General features: G+C 50.1%; 29 protein-coding genes. All 29 read left to right on the top strand.

Features of this window, described 5'->3' with window-relative positions; genetic code table 11:
• A partial coding sequence (locus JOE09_RS25755) for an EF-Tu C-terminal domain-related protein (RefSeq protein WP_476703945.1) occupies positions 1 to 94 on the top strand: 94 nt, incomplete at its 5' end.
• A gap of 320 nt (positions 95 to 414) precedes the next feature.
• The gene (gene rpsJ, locus JOE09_RS25750) at positions 415 to 726 is read left to right on the top strand and encodes a 30S ribosomal protein S10 (protein ID WP_001181005.1); all 312 of its coding nucleotides are present in this window, start codon (positions 415 to 417) and stop codon (positions 724 to 726) included.
• Positions 727 to 758: 32 nt separating this feature from the next.
• Entirely contained in the window at positions 759 to 1,388 is a 630-nt protein-coding gene (rplC, locus tag JOE09_RS25745) for a 50S ribosomal protein L3 (RefSeq protein WP_105595772.1), read from the top strand.
• Positions 1,389 to 1,398: 10 nt separating this feature from the next.
• A complete protein-coding gene (rplD, locus tag JOE09_RS25740; RefSeq protein ID WP_105595771.1) occupies positions 1,399 to 2,004 on the top strand; it encodes a 50S ribosomal protein L4 in 606 nt (201 codons plus the stop codon).
• A complete protein-coding gene (gene rplW / locus JOE09_RS25735; protein ID WP_105595770.1) occupies positions 2,001 to 2,303 on the top strand; it encodes a 50S ribosomal protein L23 in 303 nt (100 codons plus the stop codon). Before rplD ends, rplW begins: the two co-directional genes overlap by 4 nt.
• 17 nt (positions 2,304 to 2,320) lie before the next feature.
• A complete protein-coding gene (rplB, locus tag JOE09_RS25730) occupies positions 2,321 to 3,142 on the top strand; it encodes a 50S ribosomal protein L2 (RefSeq protein WP_105595769.1) in 822 nt (273 codons plus the stop codon).
• A gap of 16 nt (positions 3,143 to 3,158) precedes the next feature.
• A complete protein-coding gene (gene rpsS, locus JOE09_RS25725; RefSeq protein ID WP_004160590.1) occupies positions 3,159 to 3,437 on the top strand; it encodes a 30S ribosomal protein S19 in 279 nt (92 codons plus the stop codon).
• A gap of 12 nt (positions 3,438 to 3,449) precedes the next feature.
• A complete protein-coding gene (gene rplV / locus JOE09_RS25720) occupies positions 3,450 to 3,782 on the top strand; it encodes a 50S ribosomal protein L22 (RefSeq protein WP_000447532.1) in 333 nt (110 codons plus the stop codon).
• Positions 3,783 to 3,799: 17 nt separating this feature from the next.
• Entirely contained in the window at positions 3,800 to 4,498 is a 699-nt protein-coding gene (gene rpsC / locus JOE09_RS25715; RefSeq protein WP_045854067.1) for a 30S ribosomal protein S3, read from the top strand.
• Positions 4,499 to 4,510: 12 nt separating this feature from the next.
• Positions 4,511 to 4,921 carry a 50S ribosomal protein L16 gene (rplP, locus tag JOE09_RS25710; protein WP_002438716.1) on the top strand — a complete coding sequence of 137 codons (411 nt, stop codon included), beginning with the start codon at positions 4,511 to 4,513 and terminating at the stop codon, positions 4,919 to 4,921.
• Positions 4,921 to 5,112 carry a 50S ribosomal protein L29 gene (gene rpmC, locus JOE09_RS25705; protein ID WP_024966580.1) on the top strand — a complete coding sequence of 64 codons (192 nt, stop codon included), beginning with the start codon at positions 4,921 to 4,923 and terminating at the stop codon, positions 5,110 to 5,112. Before rplP ends, rpmC begins: the two co-directional genes overlap by 1 nt.
• A complete protein-coding gene (gene rpsQ / locus JOE09_RS25700) occupies positions 5,112 to 5,366 on the top strand; it encodes a 30S ribosomal protein S17 (RefSeq protein WP_123337943.1) in 255 nt (84 codons plus the stop codon). The genes rpmC and rpsQ overlap by 1 nt, the downstream gene beginning before the upstream one ends.
• Before the next feature lie 722 nt (positions 5,367 to 6,088).
• On the top strand, positions 6,089 to 6,460 hold the full coding sequence (gene rplN, locus JOE09_RS25695) for a 50S ribosomal protein L14 (protein WP_048917633.1): 372 nt from the start codon (positions 6,089 to 6,091) through the stop codon (positions 6,458 to 6,460).
• 10 nt (positions 6,461 to 6,470) lie between these two features.
• The gene (gene rplX, locus JOE09_RS25690; RefSeq protein ID WP_105595767.1) at positions 6,471 to 6,785 is read left to right on the top strand and encodes a 50S ribosomal protein L24; all 315 of its coding nucleotides are present in this window, start codon (positions 6,471 to 6,473) and stop codon (positions 6,783 to 6,785) included.
• Between the two features lie 14 nt (positions 6,786 to 6,799).
• Positions 6,800 to 7,339 carry a 50S ribosomal protein L5 gene (gene rplE, locus JOE09_RS25685; protein ID WP_105595766.1) on the top strand — a complete coding sequence of 180 codons (540 nt, stop codon included), beginning with the start codon at positions 6,800 to 6,802 and terminating at the stop codon, positions 7,337 to 7,339.
• 13 nt (positions 7,340 to 7,352) lie between these two features.
• Positions 7,353 to 7,658, top strand: a complete 306-nt coding sequence (gene rpsN / locus JOE09_RS25680) for a 30S ribosomal protein S14 (RefSeq protein WP_004160578.1) — start codon at positions 7,353 to 7,355, stop codon at positions 7,656 to 7,658.
• A 30-nt stretch (positions 7,659 to 7,688) separates the two neighbouring features.
• Complete coding sequence (gene rpsH / locus JOE09_RS25675) at positions 7,689 to 8,081, top strand: 30S ribosomal protein S8 (RefSeq protein ID WP_105595765.1); 393 nt, start codon at positions 7,689 to 7,691, stop codon at positions 8,079 to 8,081.
• Between the two features lie 12 nt (positions 8,082 to 8,093).
• Positions 8,094 to 8,627, top strand: coding sequence for a 50S ribosomal protein L6 (gene rplF / locus JOE09_RS25670; RefSeq protein ID WP_123337947.1), 534 nt, complete (start codon positions 8,094 to 8,096; stop codon positions 8,625 to 8,627).
• 9 nt (positions 8,628 to 8,636) lie between these two features.
• Entirely contained in the window at positions 8,637 to 8,990 is a 354-nt protein-coding gene (gene rplR, locus JOE09_RS25665; protein WP_004160572.1) for a 50S ribosomal protein L18, read from the top strand.
• Positions 8,991 to 9,004: 14 nt separating this feature from the next.
• Positions 9,005 to 9,505: a 30S ribosomal protein S5 gene (gene rpsE, locus JOE09_RS25660; protein WP_004160571.1), complete on the top strand. Its 501-nt coding sequence runs from the start codon at positions 9,005 to 9,007 to the stop codon at positions 9,503 to 9,505.
• 5 nt (positions 9,506 to 9,510) lie between these two features.
• Positions 9,511 to 9,690, top strand: coding sequence for a 50S ribosomal protein L30 (gene rpmD, locus JOE09_RS25655; RefSeq protein ID WP_004160569.1), 180 nt, complete (start codon positions 9,511 to 9,513; stop codon positions 9,688 to 9,690).
• Between the two features lie 3 nt (positions 9,691 to 9,693).
• Positions 9,694 to 10,128, top strand: coding sequence for a 50S ribosomal protein L15 (gene rplO / locus JOE09_RS25650; RefSeq protein WP_105595763.1), 435 nt, complete (start codon positions 9,694 to 9,696; stop codon positions 10,126 to 10,128).
• A 7-nt stretch (positions 10,129 to 10,135) separates the two neighbouring features.
• Entirely contained in the window at positions 10,136 to 11,467 is a 1,332-nt protein-coding gene (secY, locus tag JOE09_RS25645; protein WP_105595762.1) for a preprotein translocase subunit SecY, read from the top strand.
• A gap of 32 nt (positions 11,468 to 11,499) precedes the next feature.
• The gene (gene rpmJ / locus JOE09_RS25640; RefSeq protein WP_004160566.1) at positions 11,500 to 11,616 is read left to right on the top strand and encodes a 50S ribosomal protein L36; all 117 of its coding nucleotides are present in this window, start codon (positions 11,500 to 11,502) and stop codon (positions 11,614 to 11,616) included.
• A 146-nt stretch (positions 11,617 to 11,762) separates the two neighbouring features.
• The gene (gene rpsM, locus JOE09_RS25635) at positions 11,763 to 12,119 is read left to right on the top strand and encodes a 30S ribosomal protein S13 (protein WP_105595761.1); all 357 of its coding nucleotides are present in this window, start codon (positions 11,763 to 11,765) and stop codon (positions 12,117 to 12,119) included.
• Between the two features lie 16 nt (positions 12,120 to 12,135).
• Complete coding sequence (rpsK, locus tag JOE09_RS25630; RefSeq protein ID WP_034899652.1) at positions 12,136 to 12,525, top strand: 30S ribosomal protein S11; 390 nt, start codon at positions 12,136 to 12,138, stop codon at positions 12,523 to 12,525.
• Positions 12,526 to 12,558: 33 nt separating this feature from the next.
• Positions 12,559 to 13,179, top strand: coding sequence for a 30S ribosomal protein S4 (gene rpsD, locus JOE09_RS25625; protein WP_105595760.1), 621 nt, complete (start codon positions 12,559 to 12,561; stop codon positions 13,177 to 13,179).
• A 25-nt stretch (positions 13,180 to 13,204) separates the two neighbouring features.
• Positions 13,205 to 14,194 carry a DNA-directed RNA polymerase subunit alpha gene (locus JOE09_RS25620; RefSeq protein WP_003850179.1) on the top strand — a complete coding sequence of 330 codons (990 nt, stop codon included), beginning with the start codon at positions 13,205 to 13,207 and terminating at the stop codon, positions 14,192 to 14,194.
• A 40-nt stretch (positions 14,195 to 14,234) separates the two neighbouring features.
• On the top strand, positions 14,235 to 14,621 hold the full coding sequence (gene rplQ / locus JOE09_RS25615) for a 50S ribosomal protein L17 (RefSeq protein ID WP_003850180.1): 387 nt from the start codon (positions 14,235 to 14,237) through the stop codon (positions 14,619 to 14,621).
• Positions 14,622 to 14,718: the final 97 nt, after the last annotated feature.

Raw genomic sequence — 14,718 nt, 5'->3', positions numbered from 1 at the left:
CAAACCAATCGCAATGGACGACGGTCTGCGTTTCGCAATTCGCGAAGGCGGCCGTACCGTTGGTGCTGGTGTTGTTGCTAAAGTTATCGCTTAATTGTGATACTTGTCTGGCGGAGTTCGCTCTGCCAGAGCAGAAAAGAGAGCGCTTCGGCGCTCTTTTTTTTTGCCAAAATTGAGTATTCCTGATAATCGCGTTCGTATAATGGTTGCTTTGCCTCCAGATGTACGTATAATACGCGGGCCTGCCAATATGGCCAGGCGCGATTCAATATGAGTCGCCAGCCGGTGTGAAAATGCCAGCTAACAATACTCGCGATATGCGGGTTATGTGCTCAACGATTACACTCCTCCATCAATCGTAATGGATGCGAGTAGTAATTCTTTTCGTTTATAAATAATTGGAGCTCTGGTCTCATGCAGAACCAAAGAATCCGTATCCGTCTTAAAGCGTTTGATCATCGTCTGATCGATCAATCAACTGCGGAAATCGTAGAGACTGCCAAGCGCACTGGTGCGCAGGTTCGTGGTCCTATCCCGCTGCCGACCCGCAAAGAGCGCTTTACCGTTCTGATCTCTCCGCACGTCAACAAAGATGCGCGCGATCAGTACGAGATTCGCACTCACAAGCGTCTGGTTGACATCGTTGAGCCAACCGAAAAAACGGTTGATGCTCTGATGCGTCTGGATCTGGCTGCAGGTGTTGACGTGCAGATCAGCCTGGGTTAATCAGGTCATTGAGCGATTGAGAGGTTGAAACAATGATTGGTTTAGTCGGTAAAAAAGTGGGTATGACCCGTATCTTCACAGAAGATGGCGTTTCTATCCCTGTAACCGTGATCGAAATTGAAGCAAACCGCGTTACTCAGGTCAAAGGCCTGGAAAACGACGGTTACACTGCTATCCAGGTAACTACCGGTGCTAAAAAAGCTAACCGTGTAACTAAGCCGGAAGCAGGTCACTTTGCTAAAGCTGGCGTTGAAGCTGGCCGTGGTCTGTGGGAATTCCGCACTGAAGAAGGCGCAGAGTTCACCGTAGGTCAGAGCATTAATGTTGACATTTTCGCTGACGTGAAAAAAGTTGACGTGACTGGAACATCTAAAGGTAAAGGTTTTGCCGGTACTGTTAAGCGCTGGAACTTCCGTACTCAGGATGCTACTCACGGTAACTCCTTGTCTCACCGCGTACCGGGTTCTATCGGTCAGAACCAGACTCCGGGCAAAGTGTTCAAAGGCAAGAAAATGGCAGGCCAGCTGGGTAACGAACGTGTAACCGTTCAGAGCCTGGACGTAGTGCGTGTTGACGCTGAGCGCAACCTGCTGCTGGTTAAAGGTGCAGTTCCCGGTGCTACCGGTAGCGACCTGATCGTTAAACCAGCTGTGAAGGCGTAAGGGGATAGCAATGGAATTAGTACTGAAAGACGCGCAAAGCGCGCTGACTGTTTCCGAAACTACCTTCGGTCGTGATTTCAACGAAGCGCTGGTACATCAGGTTGTTGTTGCTTATGCAGCAGGTGCCCGTCAAGGTACTCGTGCTCAGAAGACTCGTGCTGAAGTAACTGGTTCCGGCAAAAAGCCGTGGCGCCAGAAAGGTACCGGCCGTGCGCGTTCAGGTTCTGTAAAGAGCCCGATCTGGCGTTCAGGTGGTGTGACCTTCGCTGCGAAGCCTCAGGACCACAGTCAAAAAGTTAACAAAAAGATGTACCGCGGCGCGCTGAAAAGCATTCTGTCCGAGCTGGTACGTCAGGAACGTCTGATCGTTGTCGAGCAGTTCTCTCTGGAAGCGCCTAAAACTAAGCTGCTGGTAGAGAAACTGAAAGACATGGCTCTGGAAGATGTGCTGATCATCACTGGCGAACTGGAAGAGAACCTGTTCCTGGCCGCACGTAACCTGTACAAGGTTGACGTACGTGATGCAGCGGGTATCGACCCAGTTAGCCTGATCGCCTTCGACAAAGTCGTTATGACTGCTGATGCAGTTAAGCAAGTTGAGGAGATGCTGGCATGATCCGTGAAGAACGTCTGCTGAAAGTACTGCGCGCGCCGCACGTATCTGAAAAAGCATCTGCTGCGATGGAAAAAACAAACACCATCGTTCTCAAAGTTGCTAAAGACGCGACCAAAGCAGAAATCAAAGCCGCTGTGCAGAAACTTTTCGAAGTTGAAGTCGAAGTCGTTAACACCCTGGTAGTTAAAGGGAAAGTTAAACGTTCTGGACAGCGTATTGGTCGTCGTAACGACTGGAAAAAAGCTTACGTCACCCTGAAAGAAGGCCAGAATCTGGACTTCGTCGGCGGCGCTGAGTAAGTCGGAGGAGAAGAACAATGGCAGTTGTTAAATGTAAACCGACATCTCCGGGTCGTCGCCATGTAGTTAAAGTGGTGAACGCGGAGCTGCACAAGGGCAAACCATTTGCCCCGCTGGTAGAAAAAAACAGCAAATCCGGTGGCCGTAACAACAATGGTCGCATCACTACCCGTCATATCGGTGGTGGTCACAAGCAGGCTTACCGTATTGTTGACTTCAAACGCAACAAAGATGGTATCCCAGCGACCGTTGAACGTCTTGAGTACGATCCGAACCGCTCCGCGAACATCGCGCTGGTTCTGTACAAAGACGGCGAGCGCCGTTACATCCTGGCCCCTAAAGGCCTGAAAGCTGGCGACCAGATTCAGTCTGGCGTTGATGCTGCGATCAAAGCAGGTAACACACTGCCGATGCGTAACATCCCAGTTGGTTCTACCGTGCATAACGTAGAAATGAAACCAGGTAAAGGCGGTCAGATTGCTCGCTCTGCTGGTACTTACGTGCAGATCGTTGCGCGTGATGGTTCTTACGTTACCCTGCGTCTGCGTTCTGGTGAAATGCGTAAAGTCGAAGCTGACTGCCGCGCGACCCTGGGCGAAGTCGGTAACTCGGAGCACATGCTTCGCGTTCTGGGTAAAGCCGGTGCAACCCGTTGGCGTGGTGTTCGTCCGACCGTTCGTGGTACCGCGATGAACCCAGTTGATCACCCGCACGGTGGTGGTGAAGGTCGTAACTTTGGTAAGCACCCGGTAACCCCGTGGGGCGTTCAGACCAAAGGTAAGAAGACCCGTAGCAACAAGCGTACTGATAAATTTATCGTACGTCGCCGTAGCAAATAATTTTAGAGGATAAGCCATGCCACGTTCTCTCAAGAAAGGTCCTTTTATTGACCTGCACTTGCTGAAGAAGGTAGAGAAAGCTTTGGAAAGCGGAGACAAGAAGCCACTGCGCACCTGGTCCCGTCGTTCAACGATCTTCCCTAACATGATCGGTTTGACCATCGCTGTCCATAATGGTCGTCAGCACGTTCCTGTCTTTGTTTCCGACGAAATGGTCGGTCACAAACTGGGTGAATTTGCACCGACTCGTACTTATCGCGGTCACGCAGCTGATAAGAAAGCTAAGAAACGCTAACAGGAGGAAGAGATGGAAACTATCGCTAAACATCGCCACGCTCGTTCTTCTGCTCAGAAGGTTCGCCTGGTAGCAGATCTTGTACGCGGTAAGAAAGTGTCGCAGGCTCTGGACATTTTGACCTACACCAATAAGAAAGCGGCTGTACTGGTCAAGAAAGTTCTGGAATCTGCCATTGCTAACGCCGAACACAACGATGGCGCTGACATTGATGATCTGAAAGTCACGAAAATCTTCGTAGACGAAGGCCCAAGCATGAAGCGCATTATGCCGCGTGCGAAAGGTCGTGCAGATCGCATCCTGAAGCGCACCAGCCACATTACTGTGGTTGTGTCCGATCGCTGAGACTCTGGAGACTAGCAATGGGTCAGAAAGTACATCCTAATGGTATTCGCCTGGGTATTGTTAAACCCTGGAACTCTACCTGGTTCGCAAATACCAAAGAATTCGCTGACAACCTGGACAGCGACTTTAAAGTTCGTCAGTTCCTGACCAAGGAACTGTCAAAAGCATCCGTCTCTCGTATCGTTATCGAGCGTCCAGCTAAGAGCATCCGTGTGACTATTCACACCGCTCGCCCTGGCATCGTCATCGGTAAGAAAGGTGAAGATGTAGAAAAACTGCGCAAGGTCGTAGCGGATATCGCTGGCGTTCCTGCACAGATCAATATCGCCGAAGTCCGTAAACCGGAACTGGACGCTAAATTGGTTGCTGACAGCATCACTTCACAGCTGGAGCGTCGTGTGATGTTCCGTCGTGCTATGAAGCGTGCTGTACAGAACGCAATGCGTCTGGGCGCTAAAGGGATTAAAGTTGAAGTTAGTGGCCGTCTTGGCGGTGCAGAAATCGCGCGTACCGAATGGTACCGTGAAGGCCGCGTGCCACTGCACACTCTGCGTGCAGACATTGACTACAACACCTCTGAAGCCCACACCACTTATGGTGTAATCGGCGTTAAGGTATGGATCTTCAAAGGTGAGATCCTGGGTGGTATGGCTGCTGTTGAACAACCGGAACCGGCTGCTCAACCTAAAAAGCAGCAGCGTAAAGGCCGTAAGTAAGGAGAGTCGCTGATGTTACAACCAAAGCGTACGAAATTCCGTAAAGTGCACAAAGGCCGCAACCGTGGTCTGGCGCAGGGTACGGATGTTAGCTTCGGTACTTTCGGTCTGAAAGCTGTTGGCCGTGGTCGTCTGACTGCCCGTCAGATCGAAGCAGCACGTCGTGCTATGACCCGTGCAGTTAAGCGTCAAGGTAAAATTTGGATCCGTGTATTCCCGGACAAACCAATTACTGAGAAGCCGCTGGAAGTGCGTATGGGTAAAGGTAAAGGTAACGTGGAGTATTGGGTTGCCTTGATCCAGCCAGGTAAAGTCCTGTATGAAATGGACGGTGTTCCGGAAGAGCTGGCCCGTGAAGCATTCAAGCTGGCAGCAGCAAAACTGCCTATCAAAACCACCTTTGTAACTAAGACGGTGATGTAATGAAAGCAACAGAGCTGCGTGAAAAAAGCGTTGAAGAGCTTAACACTGAGCTGCTTAACCTGCTGCGTGAGCAGTTCAACCTGCGCATGCAGGCAGCATCCGGCCAACTGCAGCAGACTCATCTGCTGAAGAATGTGCGTCGTGATGTTGCACGCGTTAAGACTTTACTGACTGAGAAGGCGGGTGCGTAATGACCGATAAAATCCGTACTCTGCAAGGTCGTGTGACTAGTGACAAAATGGAGAAATCCATCGTTGTTGCTATCGAACGTGTTGTGAAGCACCCAATTTACGGGAAATTCATCAAGCGTACGACCAAACTGCACGTACACGACGAGAACAACGAATGTGGTATCGGCGACGTGGTTGAAATCCGCGAATGCCGTCCACTGTCCAAGACTAAGTCATGGACTCTGGTTCGCGTTGTAGAGAAAGCTGTTCTGTAATAAGAACGTCTATCTCTGTAAAAACCCCCGCTTGTCGGGGGTTTTTTATTTTCTGCTATTCACTTAATTCCCTTCTTGTTTACTCCTCTAAAAATTTCAACGTTTTACTTCGGTGATGTTGCTTCCCTGAGAAGGAAGATTCATCAGATGGACAGCAAACTTGTATTCGATCCGGGCAAAGTCGGGGGAGGGAATGAACTGACTCCTGATGCTGATGGTCAGAGACATAACCTCAAGAAGCCATCAGTGTTTATCTTCCCTCCTCAGAAGGACCGTCCAGAGGTTTTCATCGCCATAGTGAGGGGGCTTCTGCCGGCACGTTGCTGTATGACTGCGGCGAATCCTGTCGTGACTTACCATCGATTTGAGGTACGGGAAAATATCAGTGCCAGAATACGGGGGGCGGGATTCGGGTAAAATTGGCCATATCTACCTTAGTTCAATGGCTTGCGGGGCAAATGCATCAGTTTTGAGGCCAATCTGCCGCGCTGAGTTGAAATAAGCTGGCGTATTGTACAGATTGCGATTGCTACCGGATGAACAATTCCTTAGAATGTCGCGTTCCTCTTTCCAGGGGTCCAAATAACGACTCGATTTGAGTCGGTTATTTTTTCTACCCATATGCGAGATGCGGTGTTATAATGCTGCGCCCTCAATTATGGGGCTTTTAAACGACCTGAATCAGGTCCCGAAGTAGTAGTTGACATTAGCGGAGCACTAAAATGATCCAAGAACAGACTATGCTGACCGTCGCCGACAACTCCGGTGCACGTCGCGTAATGTGTATCAAGGTTCTGGGTGGCTCGCACCGTCGCTACGCAGGCGTTGGCGACATCATCAAAATTACCATCAAGGAAGCAATTCCTCGCGGTAAGGTTAAGAAGGGTGATGTGCTGAAGGCGGTAGTGGTGCGCACCAGGAAGGGTGTTCGTCGCCCGGACGGTTCTGTCATTCGCTTCGATGGTAATGCATGCGTTATTTTAAACAATAACACTGAGCAGCCAATCGGAACGCGTATTTTTGGGCCGGTAACTCGTGAACTTCGTACTGAAAAGTTCATGAAAATTATCTCTCTGGCACCAGAAGTACTCTAAGGAGCGAAAAATGGCAGCTAAAATCCGTCGCGATGACGAAGTTATCGTGCTGACCGGCAAAGATAAAGGTAAGCGCGGTAAAGTTAAAAATGTTCTGTCTTCTGGCAAGCTCATTGTTGAAGGTATCAACCTGGTTAAAAAACATCAGAAGCCTGTACCGGCTCTGAATCAGCCAGGTGGCATCGTTGAAAAAGAAGCCGCTATTCAGGTTTCCAACGTTGCACTGTTCAACTCGGCAACCGGCAAGGCTGACCGTGTAGGCTTTAGATTCGAAGACGGCAAAAAAGTCCGTTTCTTCAAGTCTAACAGCGAAACTATCAAGTAATTTGGAGTAGTACGATGGCGAAACTGCATGATTACTACAAAGACGAAGTAGTTAATAAACTCATGACTGAGTTCAACTACAATTCTGTCATGCAAGTCCCTCGGGTCGAGAAGATCACCCTGAACATGGGTGTTGGTGAAGCGATCGCTGACAAGAAACTGCTGGATAACGCAGCAGCCGATCTGGCAGCAATCTCCGGTCAAAAGCCGTTTATCACCAAAGCACGCAAATCAGTTGCAGGCTTCAAAATCCGCCAGGGCTATCCGATCGGCTGTAAAGTGACTCTGCGTGGTGAACGCATGTGGGAGTTCTTTGAGCGCCTGATTTCTATTGCTGTACCACGTATCCGTGACTTCCGTGGCTTGTCCGCTAAGTCATTCGATGGCCGCGGTAACTACAGCATGGGTGTTCGCGAGCAGATCATCTTCCCAGAGATCGACTATGACAAAGTCGACCGCGTTCGTGGTTTGGATATTACCATTACCACTACTGCGAAATCTGATGATGAAGGCCGCGCACTGTTGGCTGCTTTTAACTTCCCGTTCCGCAAGTAAGGCAGGGTTACTGATGGCTAAGCAATCAATGAAAGCACGCGAAGTCGTTCGCGTGAAACTGGCTGACAAGTACCGCGCCAAGCGCGAGGAACTGAAAGCTATCATTTCAAGTGTGAACTCATCCGACGAAGATCGTTGGAATGCTGTTCTCAAGCTGCAAACTCTGCCGCGTGATTCCAGCCCGTCTCGTCAGCGTAAGCGCTGCCGTCAAACTGGCCGTCCACATGGTTATGTGGGCAAGTTCGGGTTGAGCCGTATCAAGTTGCGTGAAGCCGCCATGCGCGGTGAAGTACCTGGCTTGAAAAAGGCTAGCTGGTAATTACCAATAGAATCACGGGAGTAAAGACAGATGAGCATGCAAGATCCGATCGCGGATATGCTGACCCGTATCCGTAACGGTCAAGCCGCGAACAAAGTTGCGGTCACCATGCCTTCCTCCAAGCTGAAAGTGGCAATTGCCAACGTGCTGAAGGAAGAAGGTTATATTGAAGAATTTAAAATCGAAGGCGACATCAAGCCAGAACTGGAACTGACTCTTAAGTACTTCCAGGGCAAGGCTGTTGTAGAAAGCATTCAGCGTGTTTCACGTCCAGGTCTGCGTATTTATAAGCGCAAAGACGAGCTGCCAAAAGTTATGGCAGGACTGGGTATCGCTGTTGTTTCTACCTCTAAAGGTGTTATGACCGATCGTGCCGCACGCCAGGCTGGTCTTGGCGGCGAAATTATCTGCTACGTAGCTTAATCGGAGGAATAAATGTCTCGTGTTGCTAAAGCACCAGTCGCAATTCCTGCCGGCGTAGAGGTAAAACTCGACGGTCAGGTAATTTCGATTAAAGGTAAAAACGGCGAGCTGACTCGTACGCTCAACAACGCTGTAGAAGTTAAGCATGCTGACAATGCACTGACTTTCGCTCCACGCGAAGGCTTTGTGGATGGTTGGGCACAGGCTGGTACTTCTCGTGCGCTGCTGAACGGCATGGTTATCGGTGTTACCGAAGGCTTCACTAAGAAGCTGCAGCTGGTTGGTGTAGGTTATCGTGCAGCCGTTAAAGGCAACTCTGTGAGCTTAGCCCTGGGCTTCTCTCACCCTGTTGACCATGAGCTGCCAGCGGGAATCACTGCTGAATGTCCAACTCAGACTGAAATCGTGCTGAAAGGCGCTGATAAGCAGCTGATTGGTCAGGTTGCAGCGGATCTGCGCGCCTACCGTCGTCCTGAGCCTTACAAAGGCAAGGGTGTTCGTTACGCCGACGAAGTCGTGCGTACCAAAGAGGCTAAGAAGAAGTAAGGTAACACTATGGATAAGAAATCTGCTCGTATCCGTCGTGCGACCCGCGCACGTCGCAAGCTCAAAGAGCTGGGTGCTACTCGCCTGGTGGTACATCGTACCCCGCGTCATATTTACGCACAGGTAATCGCACCTAACGGTTCTGAAGTCCTGGTGGCTGCTTCTACAGTAGAAAAAGCTATCAGTGAGCAACTGAAGTACACTGGAAACAAAGACGCTGCTGCTGCTGTAGGTAAAGCAGTTGCGGAACGCGCAATCGAAAAAGGCATCACTGGTGTTTCTTTCGACCGTTCTGGTTTCCAATATCATGGTCGTGTCCAGGCACTGGCAGATGCTGCCCGTGAAGCTGGCCTACAGTTCTAAGGTAGAGGTGTAAGATGGCACACATCGAAAAACAAGCTGGCGAACTGCAGGAAAAGCTGATCGCGGTAAATCGCGTATCTAAAACCGTTAAAGGTGGTCGTATTTTCTCCTTCACAGCTCTGACTGTTGTTGGTGATGGTAACGGACGCATTGGTTTTGGTTACGGTAAAGCGCGTGAAGTTCCAGCAGCGATCCAGAAAGCGATGGAAAAAGCTCGTCGCAATATGATTAACGTTGCGCTGAACAACGGCACCCTGCAGCACCCTGTTAAAGGCGTGCACACAGGTTCTCGCGTGTTCATGCAGCCGGCTTCTGAAGGTACCGGTATCATCGCCGGTGGTGCAATGCGCGCCGTCCTGGAAGTCGCTGGGGTTCATAACGTACTGGCTAAAGCCTACGGTTCCACCAACCCGATTAACGTGGTTCGTGCAACTCTGGATGGCCTGGCCAATATGAATTCTCCAGAAATGGTTGCTGCGAAACGTGGCAAATCCGTTGAAGACATTCTGGGGTAATGACCATGGCTAAGACTATTAAAATTACTCAAACCCGCAGTTCGATCGGTCGTTTGCCAAAACACAAGGCAACGCTGCTTGGCCTGGGTCTGCGTCGTATTAACCACACCGTAGAGCGTGAAGACACGCCAGCTGTACGCGGTATGGTTAACGCGATTTCCTACATGGTTAAAGTGGAGGAGTAACAGATGCGTTTAAATACTCTGTCTCCGGCCGAAGGGTCTAAGCACGCTCCTAAACGTTTAGGTCGTGGTATTGGTTCTGGTCTCGGTAAAACCGGCGGTCGTGGTCACAAAGGTCAGAACTCACGTTCTGGTGGTGGCGTACGTCGTGGTTTTGAAGGCGGCCAGATGCCTCTGTACCGTCGTCTGCCGAAATTCGGTTTCACCTCTCGCAAAGCAATGGTCACTGCAGAAGTTCGTCTGTCTGACCTGGCGAAAGTTGAAGGCGGTATCGTCGACCTGAACACGCTGAAAGCGGCTAACATTATCGGTATTCAGATTGAGTTCGCGAAAGTGATCCTGTCTGGCGAAGTTTCTGCACCGGTAACGATTCGCGGCCTGCGTGTCACTAAAGGCGCTCGTGCTGCAATCGAAGCTGCTGGCGGTAAAATTGAGGAATAAGTAGCAGATGGCTAAGCAACCGGGATTAGATTTTCAAAGTGCCAAGGGTGGTTTTGGCGAACTAAAACGCAGACTTCTGTTTGTAATTGGTGCGCTGATTGTCTTCCGAATTGGCTCTTTTATTCCAATCCCTGGTATCGATGCCACTGTACTTGCCAAACTGCTTGAGCAACAGCGTGGCACCATCATTGAAATGTTCAACATGTTCTCTGGTGGTGCTCTGAGCCGTGCTTCTATCTTTGCCCTGGGTATTATGCCGTATATTTCGGCCTCTATTATTATCCAGCTGCTGACGGTGGTTCATCCAGCGTTAGCAGAAATCAAGAAAGAAGGGGAGGCTGGCCGTCGTAAGATTAGTCAGTACACCCGTTACGGCACACTGGTATTAGGTATTTTCCAGTCTATCGGTATTGCTACCGGTTTACCGAACATGCCTGGAATGCAGGGCCTGGTATTAAATCCAGGTTTTGCTTTCTACTTTACCGCTGTTGTCAGCCTGGTCACCGGGACAATGTTCCTGATGTGGTTGGGCGAGCAAATTACTGAACGAGGTATCGGTAACGGTATCTCGATCATTATCTTTGCTGGTATTGTTGCGGGTCTTCCGCCGGCCATTGGCCATACCATCGAGCAAGCGCGGCAAGGCGACCTGCACTTCCTCCTGTTGCTGTTGGTTGCAGTTCTCGTATTTGCAGTGACCTTCTTCGTTGTTTTCGTTGAGCGTGGTCAACGCCGCATTGTGGTGAACTATGCGAAACGTCAGCAAGGCCGTCGTGTCTATGCTGCGCAGAGCACGCATTTACCGTTGAAAGTGAATATGGCCGGTGTAATCCCTGCTATATTTGCATCCAGTATCATTCTGTTCCCGGCAACCATCGCGTCATGGTTCGGGGGCGGCACGGGCTGGAACTGGCTGACTACTATTTCGATGTATTTACAGCCAGGTCAACCGCTTTATGTGTTACTCTATGCGACTGCAATCATCTTCTTCTGTTTCTTCTACACGGCGTTGGTTTTCAACCCGCGTGAAACAGCAGATAACCTGAAGAAGTCTGGTGCATTTGTACCAGGTATTCGTCCGGGAGAACAGACGGCGAAGTATATCGATAAAGTGATGACACGCCTTACCTTAATCGGTGCGTTGTATATTACCTTTATCTGCCTGATCCCGGAGTTCATGCGTGATGCGATGAAAGTTCCATTCTACTTCGGCGGTACATCACTGCTGATCGTAGTCGTTGTCATCATGGACTTTATGGCTCAAGTGCAAACTTTGATGATGTCAAGTCAGTATGAGTCTGCATTGAAGAAAGCAAACCTGAAAGGCTATGGCCGTTAATTCAGGCGCTTGAGAAGTTACGGAGAGTAAAAATGAAAGTTCGTGCTTCCGTCAAGAAATTATGTCGTAACTGCAAAATCATCCGTCGCGACGGTGTTGTACGTGTGATTTGCAGTGCCGAGCCAAAGCATAAACAGCGCCAAGGCTGATTTAATCGCATATTTTTCTTGCAAAGTTGGGTTGAGCTGGCTAGATTAGCCAGCCAATCTTTTGTATGTCTGTGCGTTTCCATTTGAGTATCCTGAAAACGGGCTTTTCGGCATGGGACGCATAAGTTAATTAATAGGAGTGCATAGTGGCCCGTATAGCAGGCATTAACATTCCTGATCATAAACATACCGTTATCGCATTAACTGCTATCTTCGGTATCGGTAAGACCCGCTCACAGAAAATCTGTGCAGACACGGGTATTGCTGAAAATGTTAAGATCAGTGAACTGTCTGAAGAACAAATCGACATTCTGCGTGATGCAGTTGCTAAATTTGTTGTTGAAGGCGATCTGCGTCGTGAAGTCACCCTGAGCATCAAGCGTCTGATGGACCTTGGTTGCTATCGTGGTTTGCGTCATCGTCGTGGTCTCCCAGTGCGCGGTCAGCGTACTAAGACCAACGCACGTACCCGTAAGGGTCCGCGTAAACCGATCAAGAAATAATCGGGGTGATTGAATAATGGCAAAGGCACCAGTTCGTGCACGTAAGCGTGTAAGAAAGCAAGTCTCTGACGGCGTGGCTCATGTCCATGCGTCTTTTAACAACACCATCGTAACTATTACCGATCGTCAGGGTAATGCGCTGGGTTGGGCAACAGCCGGTGGTTCCGGTTTCCGTGGTTCTCGTAAATCTACGCCGTTCGCTGCTCAGGTAGCTGCAGAACGTTGCGCAGACGCCGTGAAAGAGTACGGTATTAAGAACCTGGAAGTTATGGTTAAGGGTCCTGGTCCAGGCCGCGAATCAACTATTCGTGCCCTGAACGCTGCTGGTTTCCGCATCACTAATATTACTGATGTGACTCCGATCCCTCACAACGGTTGTCGTCCGCCGAAAAAACGTCGCGTATAACGCCCCGTTTTTTAGGAATGTTGGAGAAAGAAAATGGCAAGATATTTGGGTCCTAAGCTCAAGCTGAGCCGTCGTGAAGGCACAGACCTGTTCCTTAAGTCTGGCGTTCGCGCGATTGATACCAAGTGTAAGATTGAACAAGCTCCTGGTCAGCACGGTGCGCGTAAGCCACGTCTGTCTGACTATGGTGTACAGTTACGTGAAAAGCAGAAAGTTCGTCGTATCTACGGCGTGCTGGAGCGTCAGTTCCGTAACTATTATAAAGAAGCAGCACGTCTGAAAGGCAACACCGGTGAAAACCTGTTAGCTCTGCTGGAAGGTCGTCTGGATAACGTAGTTTATCGTATGGGCTTTGGTGCCACTCGTGCAGAAGCACGTCAGCTGGTTAGCCACAAATCTATCATGGTAAACGGCCGCGTTGTTAGCATCGCTTCTTATCAGGTATCTCCGAATGACGTTGTTAGCATCCGTGAGAAAGCCAAAAAGCAGTCTCGCGTGAAAGCCGCTCTGGAGCTGGCTGAACAGCGTGAAAAGCCAACCTGGCTGGAAGTTGATGCGACTAAGATGGAAGGTGTGTTCAAGCGTACTCCTGAACGTACCGATCTGTCTGCGGACATTAACGAACACCTGATCGTCGAGCTTTACTCCAAGTAAGGCTTAGTACCAAAGAGAGGACACAATGCAGGGTTCTGTGACAGAGTTTCTAAAACCGCGCCTGGTAGATATCGAGCAAGTGAGTTCGACGCACGCCAAGGTGACCCTTGAGCCTTTAGAGCGTGGCTTTGGCCATACTCTTGGTAACGCACTGCGCCGTATTCTGCTTTCATCAATGCCGGGTTGCGCGGTGACCGAGGTTGAAATTGATGGTGTACTGCACGAGTACAGCACCAAAGAGGGCGTACAGGAAGATATCCTGGAAATCCTGCTCAACCTGAAAGGTTTGGCGGTAAGAGTTCAGGGCAAAGATGAAGTTATTCTTACTCTGAATAAATCTGGCATTGGCCCTGTGACTGCAGCCGATATCACCCATGATGGTGATGTCGAAATCGTCAAGCCGCAGCACGTGATCTGTCACCTGACCGATGAAAACGCAGCTATTAGCATGCGTATCAAAGTTCAGCGTGGTCGTGGTTATGTGCCGGCTTCTGCCCGAATTCATTCGGAAGAAGATGAGCGCCCGATCGGTCGTCTGTTGGTCGACGCCTGCTACAGCCCTGTAGACCGTATTGCCTACAATGTTGAAGCTGCGCGTGTAGAACAGCGTACCGACCTGGACAAGCTGGTCATCGAAATGGAAACCAACGGCACTATCGATCCTGAAGAAGCGATCCGCCGTGCGGCTACCATCCTGGCAGAACAACTTGAAGCTTTCGTTGACTTACGTGATGTTCGTCAGCCAGAAGTTAAAGAAGAGAAACCAGAATTCGATCCGATCCTGCTGCGCCCTGTTGACGATCTGGAATTGACTGTCCGCTCTGCTAACTGCCTTAAGGCAGAAGCTATCCACTACATCGGTGATCTGGTACAGCGTACCGAGGTTGAGCTTCTTAAGACGCCTAACCTTGGTAAAAAATCTCTTACTGAGATTAAAGACGTGCTGGCTTCTCGTGGTCTGTCACTGGGCATGCGCCTGGAAAACTGGCCGCCAGCTAGCATCGCTGATGAATAACCCGATCACAGGTTAAGGTTTCACTGAGAAGGATAAGGTCATGCGCCATCGTAAGAGTGGTCGTCAACTGAACCGCAACAGCAGCCATCGTCAGGCTATGTTCCGCAATATGGCTGGCTCTTTGGTTCGTCATGAGATCATCAAGACGACCCTGCCAAAAGCGAAAGAGCTGCGTCGCGTAGTTGAGCCGCTGATTACTCTTGCCAAGACCGACAGCGTAGCTAATCGTCGTCTGGCATTCGCCCGTACTCGTGATAACGAGATCGTGGCAAAACTGTTTAACGAGCTGGGCCCGCGTTTCGCGAGCCGTGCCGGTGGTTACACTCGCATTCTGAAGTGTGGCTTCCGCGCTGGTGACAACGCTCCGATGGCTTACATCGAGCTGGTTGATCGTCCAGAAGCTCAAGCAGAAGCTGCTGCAGAGTAATCTGTAGCTGCAAATGAAAAAACCCGCTTCGGCGGGTTTTTTTATATCTGAATTTCCCTTCGTTCATCATTTCCCTGCCAGTTGCGCTATGCTGTAG

Source organism: Pantoea coffeiphila (assembly GCF_016909495.1).
Classification (GTDB): domain Bacteria; phylum Pseudomonadota; class Gammaproteobacteria; order Enterobacterales; family Enterobacteriaceae; genus Erwinia; species Erwinia coffeiphila.
This window is presented reverse-complemented; position numbering and strand designations above follow the sequence as displayed.

Bases quoted from the DNA above. Each gene is read 5' to 3' on its own strand.
- rplP (WP_002438716.1), top strand. From the start codon at position 4,511: ATGTTACAACCAAAGCGTACGAAATTCCGTAAAGTGCACAAAGGCCGC.
- rpsH (WP_105595765.1), top strand. From the start codon at position 7,689: ATGAGCATGCAAGATCCGATCGCGGATATGCTGACCCGTATCCGTAAC.
- rplD (WP_105595771.1), top strand. From the start codon at position 1,399: ATGGAATTAGTACTGAAAGACGCGCAAAGCGCGCTGACTGTTTCCGAA.
- rplN (WP_048917633.1), top strand. From the start codon at position 6,089: ATGATCCAAGAACAGACTATGCTGACCGTCGCCGACAACTCCGGTGCA.
- secY (WP_105595762.1), top strand. From the start codon at position 10,136: ATGGCTAAGCAACCGGGATTAGATTTTCAAAGTGCCAAGGGTGGTTTT.
- rplB (WP_105595769.1), top strand. From the start codon at position 2,321: ATGGCAGTTGTTAAATGTAAACCGACATCTCCGGGTCGTCGCCATGTA.
- rplW (WP_105595770.1), top strand. From the start codon at position 2,001: ATGATCCGTGAAGAACGTCTGCTGAAAGTACTGCGCGCGCCGCACGTA.
- rplE (WP_105595766.1), top strand. From the start codon at position 6,800: ATGGCGAAACTGCATGATTACTACAAAGACGAAGTAGTTAATAAACTC.
- rplX (WP_105595767.1), top strand. From the start codon at position 6,471: ATGGCAGCTAAAATCCGTCGCGATGACGAAGTTATCGTGCTGACCGGC.
- rpsC (WP_045854067.1), top strand. From the start codon at position 3,800: ATGGGTCAGAAAGTACATCCTAATGGTATTCGCCTGGGTATTGTTAAA.
- rpmD (WP_004160569.1), top strand. From the start codon at position 9,511: ATGGCTAAGACTATTAAAATTACTCAAACCCGCAGTTCGATCGGTCGT.
- rpsD (WP_105595760.1), top strand. From the start codon at position 12,559: ATGGCAAGATATTTGGGTCCTAAGCTCAAGCTGAGCCGTCGTGAAGGC.
- rplV (WP_000447532.1), top strand. From the start codon at position 3,450: ATGGAAACTATCGCTAAACATCGCCACGCTCGTTCTTCTGCTCAGAAG.
- rpsE (WP_004160571.1), top strand. From the start codon at position 9,005: ATGGCACACATCGAAAAACAAGCTGGCGAACTGCAGGAAAAGCTGATC.
- rpsJ (WP_001181005.1), top strand. From the start codon at position 415: ATGCAGAACCAAAGAATCCGTATCCGTCTTAAAGCGTTTGATCATCGT.
- rpmC (WP_024966580.1), top strand. From the start codon at position 4,921: ATGAAAGCAACAGAGCTGCGTGAAAAAAGCGTTGAAGAGCTTAACACT.
- rpsS (WP_004160590.1), top strand. From the start codon at position 3,159: ATGCCACGTTCTCTCAAGAAAGGTCCTTTTATTGACCTGCACTTGCTG.
- rpsK (WP_034899652.1), top strand. From the start codon at position 12,136: ATGGCAAAGGCACCAGTTCGTGCACGTAAGCGTGTAAGAAAGCAAGTC.
- rplO (WP_105595763.1), top strand. From the start codon at position 9,694: ATGCGTTTAAATACTCTGTCTCCGGCCGAAGGGTCTAAGCACGCTCCT.
- rpsN (WP_004160578.1), top strand. From the start codon at position 7,353: ATGGCTAAGCAATCAATGAAAGCACGCGAAGTCGTTCGCGTGAAACTG.
- rpmJ (WP_004160566.1), top strand. From the start codon at position 11,500: ATGAAAGTTCGTGCTTCCGTCAAGAAATTATGTCGTAACTGCAAAATC.
- JOE09_RS25620 (WP_003850179.1), top strand. From the start codon at position 13,205: ATGCAGGGTTCTGTGACAGAGTTTCTAAAACCGCGCCTGGTAGATATC.
- rplC (WP_105595772.1), top strand. From the start codon at position 759: ATGATTGGTTTAGTCGGTAAAAAAGTGGGTATGACCCGTATCTTCACA.
- rplQ (WP_003850180.1), top strand. From the start codon at position 14,235: ATGCGCCATCGTAAGAGTGGTCGTCAACTGAACCGCAACAGCAGCCAT.
- rplR (WP_004160572.1), top strand. From the start codon at position 8,637: ATGGATAAGAAATCTGCTCGTATCCGTCGTGCGACCCGCGCACGTCGC.
- rpsQ (WP_123337943.1), top strand. From the start codon at position 5,112: ATGACCGATAAAATCCGTACTCTGCAAGGTCGTGTGACTAGTGACAAA.
- rplF (WP_123337947.1), top strand. From the start codon at position 8,094: ATGTCTCGTGTTGCTAAAGCACCAGTCGCAATTCCTGCCGGCGTAGAG.